We start from the raw sequence: 17,340 nt of genomic DNA on the forward strand, positions 1-17,340 counted from the left end.
TTAACAAGAAATACGGATAATCCACTATGGCAACATTGCACGCTCCAGCTTTTGAACTTCCTGAAATTTTGAATACAAAAACCAATTTGGCAGATGCCCGAATTGGTGCACAAGTCATTGAGTGTTCAGATGATTTCTTTGCAGAAGCAAAGCGTATGCTGCAATTTGAAGCACCTGTTTTTGTTGAAGATAAATTTGATGACAACGGCAAATGGATGGACGGTTGGGAAACGCGCCGTAAGCGTCACGCAGGCTATGACTGGTGTATTGTGAAGCTTGGTGTAAGTGGAAAAATCAGTGCACTTGATATCGATACCAGCTTTTTTACAGGAAATTATCCTGCTTCTGCATCATTAGAAGCATGCTATGCACCAAATGGTGACCTTGCAGGGGCAAAATGGCAGGGTCTTTTAGGAAATACTGAACTCGGACCAAGCCAGCATCATATTTTTATGGTCGATAATGATGCACTTTTCACCCATATACGCCTCAATATTTTCCCAGATGGTGGTATTGCCCGTTTGCGTGTTTATGGAGACGTTCATATTCAGGTAACTGACAGCGAGCAAACTCTCGATTTATTAGCCCTAGAAAATGGTGGCCGTGTAGTTGCCTATAGCGATGCTCATTTTGGACATCCACGTAATTTGATCAATCCTGGCCGCGGAATCAACATGGGCGATGGATGGGAAACCAAACGCCGTCGCGCACCGGGTTATGACTGGTGTATTCTTGCGTTGGGTAAAAGCGGCAAAATTGAAAAGCTTGAAATCGATACGGCTCACTTTAAAGGAAACTTCCCTGCTCAAGTATCCATTCAGGCGGTTTACCTTGAAAATGCAACCGATGCACAGCTCATTCCACAAAGTATGTTTTGGTCCTACTTGCTTGAAGCACAGCCTATGCAAATGGACCATATTCATGAATATGTGAACGAGATTTTACAGCATGAAAAAATCTCGCATATTCGTATTAACATGATTCCAGATGGTGGCATTAGCCGTGTCCGTTTATGGGGGAAAATTGCTAAATCATGATGATGAATAAAGTCCAAATTCAGCCCTTAACGATTGAAAACTTTCAGCCCTTCGGAGAAGTCGTTTGCTGTGACGGGCATGACTTTTTTCATATTAATGATGCCCACACCGAGCGCTACCATGCGCTCGGTGAAACTGAAATTGAAGGGGAAGCAAAGGCAGGTATTAGTATTTTCCGGAATATTAAAGCCAGCGTGTTACCTCTGGAAATTTCAATGCTAGAGCGACATCCAAAAGGTTCTCAGGCATTTATTCCATTACAGCAACAAAAGTTTTTAATTATTGTGGCACCCTCTTTAGATGACCACACTCCCGATATTTCAAAGCTATGTGCTTTTGTTTCAAATGGGAAGCAAAGTATCAATTATCGGGCAGGTACATGGCACCATCCTTTGCTTACCTTTGAGGCACCTAGTGATTTTGTGGTAGTTGATCGAATTGGAGGTGGAGCAAATTGTGATATTTTTCAATTTCCACATGCTATAAAAATTATGGTCTAAATCAAAATATACAGATCTGTATATTTTGATTTAATGGTCACAACACCAATAGCAACAAACGTTGCAGTGATTTCCAACAATTTAGGTTTATATAAAAAAATCCCCGCCTATTGAGCGGGGATTTTTTTAATTCTTTTTAAACAGTGATATCGGCTAAGTTACCTTTCTGCTCAAGCCACTGCTTACGATCTGCCGAACGTTTTTTTGCAAGTAATTTGTCGAGCAAGCCTGCCGTAAAATGAGCATCATCAAGATCTAATTGAACCAAGCGACGTGTATTTGGATCCATGGTCGTTTCACGTAGCTGAATTGCATTCATTTCCCCCAGTCCTTTGAATCGGGTAATTTGCGGATTACGATTGCCTTTCACATTTTTCAAGATGACTTCAAGCTCATCATCATCAAGCGCGTAATGGACATCTTTACCAATGTCGATACGGAACAATGGTGGCATTGCTACAAACAAATGGCCTTCTTCAACCAATGAAGGAAAGTGTTTAACGAATAATGCGCATAGCAAAGTCGCAATATGTAAACCATCCGAGTCAGCATCGGCCAAAATACAGATTTTGCCGTAACGCAGCTCTGATAAATCATCACTACCTGGGTCTACGCCAATGGCAATCGCAATATCGTGAACCTCTTGAGAAGCCAAAACTTCATCCGAAGAAACTTCCCACGTATTTAAGATTTTTCCACGAATTGGCATGATGGCCTGAAAGTTTTTATCACGCGCTTGCTTGGCACTACCACCAGCCGAGTCACCCTCGACAATGAATAGCTCTGTGTCTTCACGAGTTTGCCCAACACAGTCGGCCAATTTACCTGGCAATGCAGGGCCAGAAACAATCTTTTTACGCTCAACTTTTTTAGCCGCTTTTAAACGACGACCTGCTTTAGAAATCGCCATTTCTGCCAGTTGCATCGCAATTTCAGCATGTTGATTTAACCAAAGTGAAAACGCATCTTTAGCAATATTTAAAACAATATTAGATGCTTCTCGACTAGAAAGACGCTCTTTGGTTTGACCTGAAAACTGTGGTTCTTGGAACTTGAGTGACAAAATATAGTTCACGCCGTCCCAAACATCTTCTGCTGATAGTTTGAGATTACGTGGTAACAAGTTACGTAGCTCACAGAACTCACGTAATGCTTCGGTTACCCCTGAACGCAGACCGTTCACATGGGTACCACCTTGTGCAGTTGGAATCAGGTTGACATAACTTTCTTGAACCTGCTCACCGCCTTCGACATTCCAGCAAATCGCAAACTCGCATGCCGCACGATCTGCCTGTCCACTGCTCACAAACGCAGGGTTTGGTAAGATTTCACGGTCTTGTAATTCATCCATCAAATAGTCGACGAGGCCATTTTCAAATTGCCATTCGATTTTTTCATCGTTAATTTGATCGATATAAATAATTTTTAAACCAGCGGCTAAAACAGCTTTGGCTTTTAAATTATGTTTGAGGGCTTTTAAAGCAAATTTTGGGCTATCAAAATATTTCGTTTCTGGCCAAAAATGTACCGTTGTACCTGTCGCACGTTTTGGTGCTTTACCTTCTAGCACAGCTAAAGGAGCAACTGGCTCACCTTGTTCAAATGCCATCTGGTATAAGTTACCCTGACGTTGAACTTCGACCTCAACACGTGTTGATAAAGCGTTTACAACTGAAATTCCCACCCCATGCAAACCACCAGAAAACTGATAGTTGTCGGTACTGAATTTGCCGCCAGCATGGAGCTTGGTCAGAATAATTTCGATACCACTTTGTCCATATTCAGGATGAATATCGACTGGCATACCACGGCCGTTATCTTCAACCGACAATGACCCATCTTTATAAACCGTGACACATATTTTGTCGGCATGACCCGCTAATGCTTCATCAACAGCATTATCAATAACTTCCTGAGCTAAATGGTTAGGTCGAGTCGTATCGGTATACATACCTGGACGACGACGAACAGGATCTAAACCGGAAAGGACTTCAAGCGATTGAGCCGTATATTGTGTCACGTTGTACGTTTTCCTTATTTGATGGTGTGCGCAAAGAATTCGATCACTAACGGTAATTTTTCTTCAAAATCTTCCATAGCATGATTGCCATGAGCATCCGTCAAAATCAATGAGGATGGAGTTGTAGCACTATAATAGCGTTGTGCTTGACGATAATCCAAAATTTCGTCGCCTTGTTGCAACAAGACGAGTATTTTGTCAGCATTTTCAGGTTGTTTCAGTTCCAGTTGTTGTAACTGGCGTAACTGAATATGATCAATTGACCATTGATCATTCACCACATAGGGCATGCTTTCAACTTGAAATAACTCATCAAACAACTTCCATGGTTGCATAGCCGGATTAATCAGTACAGCAGGAATATTATATTTCGCGACAAAATATGTCGCAAAAAACCCACCTAAACTACTCCCAACAAGTGCAACTTCATCCAAACTTTCAATAAGCTCTGAAACTTGCTTAACCACCTGATCTGGAGATCTATTTAGGTTTGGCAAATGCACATTAATCCCTAATTCGCTACAATACTGCCTTAAGCTCAATCCTTTAATCGAAAGAGAGCTACTATTAAAACCATGGAGGTAGATAATATTCATATATTCCCCTCTAAATTGAGACAAATTTCACAATTTTGTTCTCAGTTTGTATAGAAAAGCGCTATTGTCAGACAAGAAAAACCATTCAACTAACCATTCATCAGTATTTTAAAAAAATGTGTTATTTAAACTACTAAGATGGAAACGTTTACTACCGTTGATAAAAAGTACAGCTTAAAACGTCGGTTATAACGTATATGGGGAAAAGATATGCCGAGCTTAACACCACTACATGAAACTTATTGTAAATGGGATCGTACGCCACCTAGTCAGGCAGACGTACTAGAAGGTTTAGCTCAACTGTTCAGCACCAGCTTAAATGGTGTACATGAATTAATACAAGTTATTAATATTGAAGTATTAAAAAATGCTTTTGGTATTAGCACACAAAATGCTAAAAACTTTCAAAAACGACCATTTGTTCAAAAAGCATATCAATTTTCTTATGGCGCTTTACAAAAATATGGTCGTTATTTTTTAGCACCTGGTTTGCGTCGTATTATTGAAAAATATCCAACACTTCACGAAAAACCACTTACCCCAAGCCTACATTTTTTGGTGGGAATTTTGAATGGTATTTTTGGGGATTACCTACTTAAACAACATAGCCCCCTTGCTTTACCAATAGTGCTATACGATCACTACGGTGCCATACAGCAAGGGGAACTTGCAGGTCGTATTGTCATTTTGGTTCATGGTTTATGCATGAACCACCTTACTTGGTCAAACGCCCATTATGGTGGTATTGGAGAGCGCCTATTAGCCCAACGTGACCATAACACGATGCTATATTTAAATTACAATACAGGTCGCCGCATTTCAGCCAATGGCCGTAGTTTTTCAAATTTGTTAGAAGATCTTGTAAAACATAATCCAAGAATTACCAGTATTGATATCATTGGCCATAGCATGGGTGGGCTAGTTTCCCGTAGCGCCTTGTTTTATGGCAAACAAAATATGTATCAATGGATTCATATGGTCGAAAATCTAGTATGTATTGGTTCTCCACATCATGGTGCGGTCTTGGAGCGCTTTGGCTTTACCATTCAGGATAAACTAGGTGCATTCCCTTTCGTAGGCTTACTTGGCCAGCTAGTCAATATTCGTAGTAACGGTATTTTAGACTTACGCCACGGCAGCGTTCGTGACGACGACTGGGAATATATGGATGCACGTATTGGCATGATGGATGATAACCGCGCTCCGGCTCCTCTGCCGTCCCATATCAATACCTTTTTAGTGGCAGGCACACTCGAATTTGAAAAAGTGCGTAATAAAGCACTTACCGTGATTGGCGATTACTTGGTGAGTGTGAAAAGCGCGTTAGGCGAACACCCTAACCCACGTTTTCAGCTTAAAGTTCCAGACTCACATAAAGCCGTGTTTTATGGCTTAAATCACTTTGAAATTCAATACCACTCAAGTGTTGCCGAACAGATCACGCGCTGGTTATATCCTCATGCTAATGATTATGTGCAAGAAGGTATTCAAACCCATATTATTGATATGCCGAACTATACGCTCGAAGATTTGGAAGGAATTGTAGAGACGTAAAAAAGGCCCAACTTATGTTGGGCTTTTTTATAGAATCTGAAATATTTTAAAAAGAGCTCTATAACTATTATTTATCTTTAAAAAATAAGTTGTCTTTACTATCTAAAACTTCATCAGAATAAAGATAGTATTTTCCTTTCTTAAAGACTACTTTTCCTAACTTTTCACCACTTTGAACTTTAAAGAAATATAGTTCGTTATTTTTCTCTTTCACTTTGCATATATAAGATTTGTCAACCTGAAAGCCAGTAGTAGAATACTCACACTTTTTGGGTGTTAGTGTTAAAACGGATTCTATGGTCGCAACATTTCCACCTGCTAGTTCTTCTGAACTATAATAATGATAAGTACCATTCCACTTATCTACATTTGCAAATGTGTTAGCAGAAAGAGCCAGCAATAATAAAAAAACAAGTTTTTTCATGTAACTCAAGAATTACTAATAAATTTAAAAATATTATACCTAAACTCAGTTTACCTGTTTAAAATATACTTTTTCACCCTCGGAACATACCCCATAAAAAATTCCATAAGACTCATTATTTACAGAGGGATTATTCAAATAACCATTACAGTCTAATACTAAATCTCCAGCATTTTTCTTAAAAACTATTTTTTGCTTTTGATAATATGGAGCACCCGTATAATTATCAGCTAAATAATAGATCCCCGATTTAAAATTCTTTGATTCAGCTTGTTTAGTTGCATATCCATTCTTTATAAAATCAATCCCACCCAAAGCTAGGTTAACTTTATCAATATTTAAACTCAACTCACTACTATTATTTTTATCCACTTTAGCTTCTGCCCATCCAACTTGAACATCTTCACTATAAACATTTTTATAATATAAAGTAAAATTACCATTATTATCTTTTATATAAAATTCATCATATGCAGGATCAAGTCTTTTAAAGAGATAATTATCCATCTTTTTTGTAGGTGTAAAATTCTTACACTTTCCTGACTTTTCACAGATTCGATATGAAAAATAAAATTTTGTGTTACTTGATTTAGGCTGATCCGCTTCAGTTGTACATGCATACATTAAACTAATTAAAAATACAAGAAATAATCTGCTCATCATTGTATAGTCTCTATATATTTTTTCAACCAATACATCAGTTTAAATAAAGTCTAAAAACTTCTAGATTTTAAATTTTATGGAAATAAAAAATTAAATGGATTTAACAACTTTAGAATGAATATTATTTACAGAAGAAGTGTAATAACAATCCAAATAAAAGTATTATAAAATCAATTAAACCAATATAGGCACTTTTATTACTAAAAGTGTCTATATTATTTAAATTATCAGATAAATTTCATTAATTTTCTCTATATTTATTTCTTAAATCCAACAAACCTTTGCTATATATTTTTTCATTTTCAGTGCATGATGCTTGTAAGTTCATATCTAGGTAAGTATAACGATGTAACAACTTTTCTTCATTGTTGTGCCCTCCAAAAATATTAAAATGTGCACCTTCACTTGAAAAACATTCAGTTATAATGTTAGGAATTCCATCCCCTATCAAATCAACTCCTCTAATTTTATTATTTTTATATAAAATCTGATCCTTATTTAATTCAAAGCCATAGCCTCGAACTAAATCCTTGCTTCTTTTATTAATATTATAAAAATAGTTAGGCTCATCTGTAACAATAGTTAATTTTGAAACACAATCAGAATCATCATTTTTCAATACTGGTGTTACGACATCATATTTAATTTTTTCATCATCTTTATAAATAATTACAACATCTTTATTAAGAGTTTTTTCACTTATAATACATCCTTCATCAGAGTCTAATAATAAATAAATTTTATTATCTAAACTCTTCTTTATTTTTCTAATTTTTACAGTAGATTCAATGGATTTATTATTATCTACTTTCTGTATTTCAAAAGAATTGGCATAAGCTCCTTCAATTAGATATTGAATAGCACATACGCTTAAACCTAATAAACATACAAAACTTAATTTTTTATAAATCACTCTTATTTTCTCGTATCACTAATGAAATTAATATTTATAGCCATTCATAACTTTACTATATGAATTTTATAAAATTTCAACTTTCCAAGCTTTATTAGTAACTATTTTCCCATTTTTTACATTTAAAACGATATTGTAAGCTGCTGCACCACCAGCATTAAAAGTATTTAAAATAAAAATGTTATTATTTAAGTAATATATTTTAAAGTCAGCAAGCTCGTTCTTGCCCTCATCGATACCATCTTTAGGGAAAAAATATTGCTCAAGCTCAGTTCTACTAATTTCTATTCTGTTATCTTTTTCTTTAACAATAATTTTATCAAGTTGTAAAAAATTATTGTCAGGTAGACTACCATCTGTACCAAAGAACTTTTTATCATTAAAATATTTATATTCACCTTTAAAAGTTTTATAAAGTTTAGGATCTAAAATAGCTTTTTTTGCATACACTTCTACTATTATATTTTTATCACTATAAACAGCTTTTACTCTAGAATATTGAGATAGCTTAATAGAAGTATAACCACTAAAATTATTTATTCTGTTTTGATAAACAAATCCAGTTATACCATTACTTGCATTAACTAAACAAAAATTATTCGCCCCTTCATCCATCACACAAGAAACAATTTCATTATTATTTAATTTGGACGTAACTTTAGAATTTAAACTTGAATTTTCCCTCACATTCGCGTACCCATCCTTATCTTGAATAAAACCAAAGTCAGCATATGAAGCCTCAATAGATCCGATCATGAAAGAAGTAAAAACTATAAATTTAAGATATTGTTTCATTTAAGCTCATTCTTTATTTTGAATTTTCTCTTTTATAATAATATCATCTTTCAAAGTGATATTACTATTATTAAAAACAACCAAAATCTCAATAATACATGATTACTCTTCATCATCATGACAATCATTTTTCTTACTTTTATATTCACATCAGTTGTATAATTAATTATAAAATTTAAATTTATTAAATCTTCTTTTCTAAAGATTTTCGGAACCTATATTCCAAACATTTTTACCATTAGTAACAAATGCCAAATTAAATTCTGGAACTTTATTATTAGTATCAATTTTATATTCTACAGAAAACTCATCTTTTTTCTTACCAACAATATTATATATACTTGGCTCCTTTAACCTTTGATCACAAGCTTGATATATATATATAAATTTTGTCTTTTAAAATCTTAATTGTAATTTCACTACAATAACATCCACCTGTTTCCAACTCTTTCACAATACCATTTGTACATTTAAATGGTTTTATTAGGTTTCCTTCTAAACTATCAAAGTCCAAATATGACTTTCTCAAATCTTTTATTTTAGAATTATTAAAATCACTTAGACATTTATAGTTTTCATTACTTACTTCTTTCCCATTAAAATTACATTTTAAATTTCTACTTTTCAACCAAGAACGTTGATTATCAATAAAAAAATTAACTTCATTTTTATTATCACTGATATAGCTTTTTATATCAGAATATATACTATTCAGATCATGCTCACTATTACTATATATTGTTTTCTCATCTATTGGTTGTGATTTATAAACTGCAGCAGTTGAGGAAATGCATACGCTGAAAACCAATAAAAATTATAAAATTTAATAAAACTAGTTCTCACTATACACACCTTCAATAAAAAAATATTACGTAAATTTCTATTTATTACTTAAAAATTTAATAACTCTAGTACAATTCATAAAATTATAATTCATATAAAAAGCCCAAATATATTAGGCTTTTTATAATTATAAAATAAATTATCTAAAACTCTATAAGAATGAAGATAATATTTTTTAAAAGATAGCTTACACAAAATTTCGACTTCATATTTATTAAGTAAATCTTCATTAAAATAACATAATCTAAAAACTAGAATAAGATATTAAAAAGTTTACTTTATTTGCTGAATTTGCATAAAACCTTCATTACATTCTAGAGTTGAACCTTTTAAATCTTCACATTTAATTTTATTATCTTTTGTCAACTTAAATTTAAAACCATTATTAATTTTATACCCAGGTTTAAATTCTTTAGATAATACTCCCCAAACAGCAGGGTTGTTCTGCTCATATATCGAATTTACAGTATACATATTTAAAGAATCATCCATAGTAATTTTTTTTATATAATTTTGGTCTAAAAAATTATAATCATATTTGCCATTTTTATTGTGAGAAACACTTGTATTATTTAGTTTCACAACAGCAATTTCTTTTGTTTTTTTATTAAAAATATAAAATTTCTTTATAATATAGAAATCGCCTCTTAATACATTTCCCGTGTATTGTGTAAAACCGATAAAATTATTGTCTGCAAAATATGGTGAAATAACATATCTATTCAAACCAGATATTTTATTTTTATCCAAAGTATATATATTATTTCCTTTCTTCAAAAGAATACTATAAGAATGAGTATCTTTATCACTAGAATTCAAAGAGTTTTCTTTAGTTTGAATTTCGTAATCTTTATCTATTTTTACAGATTGGCCAAGTTCATTAATACTTTTATATCCTTGAGAAATAAAACTATTTGAATCATCATATAGAATAATATTTTTTGCCTGCGAAAGGTTTGGTATTAATAAAGCTAATATCAAAAACAATTTACTTCTAGACATCTAATACACTCAATTTATTAACATAACATTATTGAATTTAAATCAATTATTTATTCAAGCTTATAATTACGAACTCATATAAAGCAATGTTTTTTATTTTAAAGTATTCTTAAATTCAGTACCACTTAATTTTTCTAAAAAATACTTGTTAGCAGTTTCCTCATGTACATGATTATGTGCAAGAAGGTATTCAAACTCATAATTGATGAATAGAACTATACATTCAAAGATTTGGAAGGGATTGTAAAGATGTAAAAGAAGCCCAACTTTTGTTGGGCTTCTTTATAGAATTGAAACCTCTCTGGTTATCTCAGATATTGAAAATAGAAAAGGTTATAAATATATTAGAAAGAGTTCTATAACAATTATTTATCTTTAAAAAATAAGTTGTCTTTACTATCTAAAACCTAATCATCGTAACTTCATTAATTAATATTAATTCTATTATAAATTTATGAGTTATTACTCACCCAATAAAAATTTTAATATTAAAATACTATTTTAATACCAAAATTAGTTTCCAATTTATATTTAATCTTTCTGTTTTAACTTTTCTTCCAAGTTAGATCCATCAGGGTAAATAACATTTGAAATTAAACATTTATTATTACAATCCAATAAAATTGTTAATTTACTTTTATTATCAAAAAAAATATCTACACTTTTATCATTTTTTTTTAAGGCATTTGATAATATTATTTTATCCTGACTATTATAAAATGGGTCCATATCTAAGTTACATACATAACCCTCTTCTGTACATTTAATATCCTCCAAAATCAATGATTTCAAGTTATTTGTTAAAAATTCATCACCATTTTTTGATAAAAAATCACTCAATTTATTTTCGTTATCTCGTCCAAAATCATAAGGGGAATATATTTTATAAAAGTTTAGAACAAAAGATACTATATCAACTTCTTTTTGGTTTGTACTCTCTTTACTTATAGAATCCAATTTTTCCTTAGACTCTTGTACAGATTGTTTTGAATTGCAGCCAAAACAAAAAAATGTTAAAAAAATTACATATAGTAGTTTTTTAATATCAGCAAGCATATTTATCCTCTAATCATAATACCGAAAAATTCTATAACTAATGGTAGGCCTTCCTCTATAGATATTTATTCCATTTTGCCTAAAGTCCGAAATCCATTGTGACCCATCATAACCAGAAATATGCCCATGCACATGTGAACCAAATCTATCAATTATATATATATCACCAATTTGTGGCGTATATCCATCCTTATCTACTTCTCTAAATTCATTATCCTGCATAACTCTTACATACTGATAAGCAGAAGCAGGTCTAGGATTAACTTTTCCACCAGCTGCTTCAAAAGCTAATCGGACATACATTGCACACAACCCGCGGCTTTTTGCCGTAGAGTTTGCTCTTAAAGTTTGGGCAAAAATTGCTTTATTAAACCCTCCTTTAGATTTTGTTATATAAATCTTAATAGGAGACATATTTTCAATTACAGTATACTTCTCAATTAATATTTTATTACCACTTTTATATTTTATACTTATTTCTTGATTTATCTCACATTTATGTAATTTACGCCCAGTACTTCCACTTATATGGACTCGAGATTGTCCTTTATAAACTATTTCATAACTTAAATTCGATGCTAGTGCTTTTGTAGTATCCAAGTAAGTCTCTACTTCAAATGTGCCTTCTTTACTGACTAATTTAATAGGATGCCCATTATTTCCACGTACATCATTTTGCGTTATTGGTGCAGTTTTATTTTTTGAAACAACAATTTCACCATCTGCTTTTAATGGTGGAGTTGTTTTTGCAAAAGCAGGCTGTTCATATTTTTCAAACAAAGCCCGTTTATAAAATAAAACTTTATTATCAAAATATGTTTCCGGTAACACGACTTGACCTGAGGGTATAGTTAATTTTACTCCAAAGCCAGCTAAACCCTTTAAAGTGATTCTGCCATCATTTCGTGTATATTTATTTTTCTTTAAACCCCTATATTCTGAAATAATATGATAATTTCCCATAGCCTTTGTTGAAGAGTGGTCCATTATCAACACTTTTATTTCTCTAATTGGAATTTTAATGGTTTTTAATACATTCTCTTGAACATTAAATTCTTCAATTTTTTGATTAAGTTTCCCAGAAAAATCTTTAACATAAATCGTAATTTTTGCACCAGATTCTGCACGGATCTGCTCTTCACCTCTACTATCAGCAACATGTTCTTTCATCTTATTTTTGTAAAAAATTCCATACGAAAAATTTTCAATACTTTTATTAGTATCATTTTCTACAAATTTTATTTTAAAAGAAGCCAGACCATTATCAGCATTTGGTGCTGGTATAGAAGTTTGTGTTTGTCTTGAGTTTTCTACAGGAGTTTCTCTCTTAGAAGGATTGCCATTGTGTTGGTCTAATTTATCTGCTACAGGGGTTGATGCTTTAGTAATTTTAATATTTAGAGGAGCTTTAGCTGAAGGAATTTTAGCTGGAACAATGATATTATCTTTCTTAAAGCTAATAGTTCCATTTGGCTTTACAACTATACCCTTAATAATCGCATTACTATCCGTAACTTTTGTTATCTTGATATTTCCATCTATGACGATTTCAACTTCTTTATTTACTTCTTTGCTATTATCATCATCCAAAAATACAGCATTCACAATAGTGCATTGTCCACTAGATTCACCTCTAGCTATAGCCTTTCTCATTGAAGGCCCTCTAAATACCTCTATTAATTTATCTGCATATACTAATTCAAATTTTCCTGTAGCTTTATTTTTTTCCTTATGTGTAGCATATCCAGCATCTTCCAATGCTTGAGCTTCCCTTTCAAATATACCTCTCACCCCATTACTGAAAAACTTATGATACCTTTGATTTTCTTCTAAAAATTTAACCCTATCTTCAACTGCTTCATCAAAATCTTTATAATTTCTAAAATCATGATATTCCTGTACACGCGTTCCATCAGGTTTATCTTCCCAGACTAAATGCTTACTTTTAGGACCCTTCCACCTACTATCGGCCTTTATATTAAATATATTATTTGTACCTATTAATATTTTTTCTCCCCACCCAGTTTCTTGAGCAGCTTGAGCTAATATAGTTTCCCAACTTACATCCTTCTTAAATGCCATTCTCCTTACAGAACAATAGATTGAAGCAATAAAATTTAGTTTATCCTCGTATGTATAAGCCATTTATTTTACCTCAACCGCATATTTATTATACTTCAAATTTTCTGACTTATCTGCACAACTATAAAGGACTTCTAATTTATTATTTTTTTTATAAAAACCATCATCTATTTCACAAGTCCATTTTTTATTTATAAATTTATGTTCATTTAAGTTTCCAAATTTATCAAAAATACTTACCACCAATATTGACTGAGCTAATGTATTTGCAGGGTGAGTAATTGAACTAGATAAAATATAATATTTATTATTTTTAAAAGCACAATCCTGTACTGTAGTTTCAAAATAATCCGGCTTAACTTCAAATTTCGTATAGCTTTTAGCCTTCCCTAATTTTATGAAGGATACATTTGCAGGAATCGTATCATCAAACTGAACTTTATAATCACATTTTTCAGCTGCTAAAGCAGAACTAGCTATAAAAAATAATAAAATCGATACTATCTTATTCATTACTCAACTCCATTATTTTCATCAATATCATCTTCAGTGCCCATTTCATTTAAACAACTGAATAACTCATCATCAGGATCCGATAAACTTATAAACATTGTTCCATTTTCTCCATTTTCGCTGTCAATAAATCTAAATTCTATTTGATCGGAAGCATCTGAAAATAAACGATTTGTTCTAAATTCATCTAATTCACCAATATATTCTACTTTTTTCGTTTGATTAATAATTTTATAGTTTAATTCTGTATTCAAAAGATTTTCTGGTACAAGATTTTTTAAATCAATTCTCTTACTGTACATTCCACTCTCAGGCATTTTCGGCAACTCAGCATTTACTGTTGCCCCACTCGTAAACAAATGCTGCCCAGCTTTACTTTCAAACTTACCGCCTGTTGTTGAAAACACACCATTGGCATTAATTTTGAGCTGTGACCCACCTGCGGTTAATACAATTTCTTTAGGACTCGTAAGCTCGATTTTTTCTTCAGTAGAAATGAGCTTGATGACCTTCTTGGCAATTGCTTCAATAGCATCATCTTGCGCTTGTAGTTCGAGCTTTCCTTTTGCTGCATAAGCACGCAAACCCTTTTGCGCGGCGAACAAACTGATTTTGTCTTGTGCGTGCCCAATAATATTTTTTTGTGCACTCAAATTAATTGAACCGCTAGCACTTTCGGCAATATCTTGCGACGCTTGCAAAATAATATTTTCAGGTGTCGTCAAGGCAATGCCATTTGGCGATGCTAATAACATCAGGGCTTGTCTAAAAATTTTGCCTTGTTCTTGCTGTTTAGTATCAGAACTGCTTTCTAAACCTTGGGTATAACCTTCCATAAAGCCTTGCAAAGAGCTCAATGCTTTTGAAGGTGATACTTCCAATTTACTGCCTTTACTAAAAGTTCCACACACACTCATCATGTCAAAGTCTTTAGTCTCCACATTCCCTAAGACTTTTCCAACCTCTTTAATACTTTCAAATGGATTTTTATGAATACGGTCTTTAATGCTGGCGAGTTTACCTTTAACCATGTCAGCGCCATGTTCTTCAACATTTTCGATGAACGCTTTTAAATTCTCTACTGCATCTTTAGCATCGCTAAAGAAAGTATTAAATTCGTCTACAACACCTTTTGCATTTCCACCTAGTGCACCAATGTCTTGAATAAAGCCACCGCAGTCTTTTAATGCATGAATAGGATCGTTATTAATCCCTTCTTTAAACAGGTTCACCGTACTATTTAATGCCTGTCCTTTGGTTTTTAGCTCAAGCGACTGGATAAATTTGGGTAAGCGATTAATCACATTCAAAGCATCAGTTTGTTGCTTGGCTGCAACTTCACTGAGCATTTTCATGCTTTCATAGCCTTGTGACAGTAATGATTGTGCTTGTGCAGCCTCTAAATGGTCTGCAATTGCTTGCTCTTGTGCATAGGTACTAATGAGCATGCCTTTACCCGCACGCACGGCTCCCCAAGCATCAGTTCTAAGCTCAAAACCTTCACCTCGGCCATTACTGGTTGCCTGCTCTTTAGGATGGCTTAAATTACCTAAATTTAGTTGTGTTGCTGCATGGCTACTTTGTAGTTGAGTACTGATTTGCCCTGTTGTGTCATCAAATCGCAATTGGTTAAAACCGCTACCACTGACTTCCTGACTGCGGATACCGCTTAACTTCTTGGTATCAGGAAGTTGTCCTTTTACATCGAACTTGGTTGGTGAGCGCTGCGCTTCATGGATACGTCCCGTCACAAATGGACGGTCAATATTGCCATCAAAGAAGTCAATAACAACCACCTCTCCAATACGTGGCAAGAAACGTGCTCCATAGCCTTCTCCAGCCCAAGGCGTTAGTACATCCACCCAAGCGGAGTCGGTATCATTGTCATTGCTACCTGCGCCACCGTCATGGCCATGATCATCACTACGGGTAAATAGAAAACGCACTTTAATGCGCCCCCATTCATCGACATGAATGGTCTCTCCTTGTGGTCCCACGACTTTCGCTCTTTGTGGGTAGGCAATTGGGCGATGCTGTTCTGGATTATATTCAGGTGCAGTCTTAATTTGACGGCGTATTAAGGTCAGCTCATTACCTTGACGCTCAATGTCGTCGTAACCATGATCGTCCCAACGGCTTTGGGTTAATAATTGGCTAACTTGCTGATGTAAATCTTTAGGTAAATTATTTTGGTTATAGAAATTTTTGGTAATAATCAGGAACTCTTGATCTGCCCCGTCATGCTGATCAATTTCAGGATGCTCTCGTAGATTAAACCAATAGCCAACTTGGCTATCGCGGACACTACTATAGGCTTTAAAGTATTTAGCCCGACTCGCATGCATATCAGTGAAATGCTGATTTAGTTTTTCTAATTGACCACTACCCGAAGCCGTTGCCTGATCTTCCCCTTTTAAATCTTGCATCCAAGCGGGGCTTACGTGCCATGCTTGCTCAAGACTTAAAGTGGCTGAGTCAAAGTTATCTGAATGTATATGTGTAGTAGCAACTGAACCATTACCTTCCTCTTGTGACAAGGCATCAGGTTGCCAGCGCTGCACATGTACCGCGGTCGGTTGTAGACTTCGTACTGCAACAAAACCAGTAATGCTATCTTGATATTCTGTTGCACTACTTCTGTGATAGCGAATGCTACGACGTGCTAAAGCCTGATACTGGCTATTGTCATCAATTAATCGTAGTTTTTGAGCTTGTATTGGCGCGGTAAAATGAGGAACAAAAAGCTCTGATTCATCAATGAGCCAACTAATACCTTCGCTTCGCCATAGACGCGTGAGAAAGTCATAGTCGGACTCATTGTGTTGCATGACGAAAGGACGGATATCATAGTTTTGATTTAATCCACCCAAATCAAGACTTAAACTCGCAGCAAAAAGTGGGCTTTTTTCTTGCCATTCTTTAAATAGAACTTCGGTAATTTCTACGATACTTTTATTCATAAAAACACGACTATTACGGCGTTTGTGCCATAAATTTGTCGCATCTTCTAAAGTCAGCTTATACAGCGTTAAAGCACCGTCACTTTGTCCATAACTGGCTTCAGTCACAATACCCGTTGTTCGGAACAATTGGCCCGAATCTGTGACCTGATCAACAGCGACCTGAACTCCAATAAACTGCTTTAATGCAATATGAGCATTGGTCGACAGGCAAATCAACTCAGCTTCAATGCCCCCATTTAGCTGATGTTGACCTTCTATACGTTGCAAGAAAACTTGGTTATTGAGCAATTCATTAGAAAATTGCACATGGATCGCACGTTTCTGTGCACTTAGCCCTATTTTTTCTAACACACTAAATATATTAAAAAGCATTTTTTAT

14 protein-coding genes and 1 pseudogene are annotated in these 17,340 nt (G+C 33.9%); 3 read left to right on the forward strand and 12 right to left on the reverse strand.

Going from position 1 to position 17,340, the window contains the following annotated elements:
* Positions 1-26 precede the first annotated feature (26 nt).
* Together alc and I5515_RS10540 are read left to right on the forward strand one after the other, a co-directional pair.
* Entirely contained in the window at positions 27-1,037 is a 1,011-nt protein-coding gene (gene alc, locus I5515_RS10535) for an allantoicase (protein WP_199966459.1), read from the forward strand.
* A complete protein-coding gene (locus I5515_RS10540; RefSeq protein WP_199966461.1) occupies positions 1,034-1,537 on the forward strand; it encodes an ureidoglycolate lyase in 504 nt (167 codons plus the stop codon). Before alc ends, I5515_RS10540 begins: the two co-directional genes overlap by 4 nt.
* A gap of 136 nt (positions 1,538-1,673) precedes the next feature.
* Here I5515_RS10540 and parE read toward each other — a convergent pair whose 3' ends face one another.
* Positions 1,674-3,557: a DNA topoisomerase IV subunit B gene (gene parE, locus I5515_RS10545; RefSeq protein ID WP_199966463.1), complete on the reverse strand. Its 1,884-nt coding sequence runs from the start codon at positions 3,555-3,557 to the stop codon at positions 1,674-1,676.
* A 14-nt stretch (positions 3,558-3,571) separates the two neighbouring features.
* Positions 3,572-4,153: a YqiA/YcfP family alpha/beta fold hydrolase gene (locus tag I5515_RS10550; RefSeq protein WP_199966466.1), complete on the reverse strand. Its 582-nt coding sequence runs from the start codon at positions 4,151-4,153 to the stop codon at positions 3,572-3,574.
* A gap of 210 nt (positions 4,154-4,363) precedes the next feature.
* Here I5515_RS10550 and I5515_RS10555 point away from each other — a divergent pair, with 210 nt between their 5' ends.
* On the forward strand, positions 4,364-5,707 hold the full coding sequence (locus I5515_RS10555; RefSeq protein ID WP_199966468.1) for a hypothetical protein: 1,344 nt from the start codon (positions 4,364-4,366) through the stop codon (positions 5,705-5,707).
* A gap of 67 nt (positions 5,708-5,774) precedes the next feature.
* Here I5515_RS10555 and I5515_RS10560 read toward each other — a convergent pair whose 3' ends face one another.
* From I5515_RS10560 to I5515_RS10605, 10 genes and pseudogenes are all read right to left on the reverse strand, one after another.
* On the reverse strand, positions 5,775-6,131 hold the full coding sequence (locus tag I5515_RS10560) for a DUF5991 domain-containing protein (RefSeq protein WP_199966470.1): 357 nt from the start codon (positions 6,129-6,131) through the stop codon (positions 5,775-5,777).
* A gap of 45 nt (positions 6,132-6,176) precedes the next feature.
* Complete coding sequence (locus tag I5515_RS10565; RefSeq protein WP_199966472.1) at positions 6,177-6,794, reverse strand: hypothetical protein; 618 nt, start codon at positions 6,792-6,794, stop codon at positions 6,177-6,179.
* Positions 6,795-7,035: 241 nt separating this feature from the next.
* Positions 7,036-7,707, reverse strand: a complete 672-nt coding sequence (locus tag I5515_RS10570; RefSeq protein ID WP_199966474.1) for a hypothetical protein — start codon at positions 7,705-7,707, stop codon at positions 7,036-7,038.
* Positions 7,708-7,773: 66 nt separating this feature from the next.
* A complete protein-coding gene (locus I5515_RS10575) occupies positions 7,774-8,502 on the reverse strand; it encodes an SH3 domain-containing protein (protein WP_199966476.1) in 729 nt (242 codons plus the stop codon).
* Positions 8,503-8,604: 102 nt separating this feature from the next.
* Positions 8,605-9,345 (reverse strand): annotated as a pseudogene (locus I5515_RS10580) (lysozyme inhibitor LprI family protein).
* Positions 9,346-9,618: 273 nt separating this feature from the next.
* The gene (locus tag I5515_RS10585) at positions 9,619-10,347 is read right to left on the reverse strand and encodes an RND transporter (RefSeq protein WP_199966479.1); all 729 of its coding nucleotides are present in this window, start codon (positions 10,345-10,347) and stop codon (positions 9,619-9,621) included.
* A 531-nt stretch (positions 10,348-10,878) separates the two neighbouring features.
* Positions 10,879-11,403, reverse strand: a complete 525-nt coding sequence (locus I5515_RS10590; RefSeq protein ID WP_199966481.1) for a hypothetical protein — start codon at positions 11,401-11,403, stop codon at positions 10,879-10,881.
* A gap of 9 nt (positions 11,404-11,412) precedes the next feature.
* Positions 11,413-13,548, reverse strand: coding sequence for a glycoside hydrolase family 73 protein (locus I5515_RS10595; protein WP_199966483.1), 2,136 nt, complete (start codon positions 13,546-13,548; stop codon positions 11,413-11,415).
* Positions 13,549-13,998 (reverse strand): hypothetical protein, encoded by a 450-nt coding sequence (locus I5515_RS10600; RefSeq protein WP_199966485.1) that lies wholly within the window; start codon positions 13,996-13,998, stop codon positions 13,549-13,551.
* A complete protein-coding gene (locus tag I5515_RS10605) occupies positions 13,998-17,333 on the reverse strand; it encodes a type VI secretion system Vgr family protein (RefSeq protein ID WP_199966488.1) in 3,336 nt (1,111 codons plus the stop codon). Before I5515_RS10605 ends, I5515_RS10600 begins: the two co-directional genes overlap by 1 nt.
* Between the last annotated feature and the right edge of the window lie 7 nt (positions 17,334-17,340).

It is taken from the genome of Acinetobacter calcoaceticus (genome assembly GCF_016508255.1).
Classification (GTDB): Bacteria; Pseudomonadota; Gammaproteobacteria; order Pseudomonadales; family Moraxellaceae; genus Acinetobacter; species Acinetobacter calcoaceticus_E.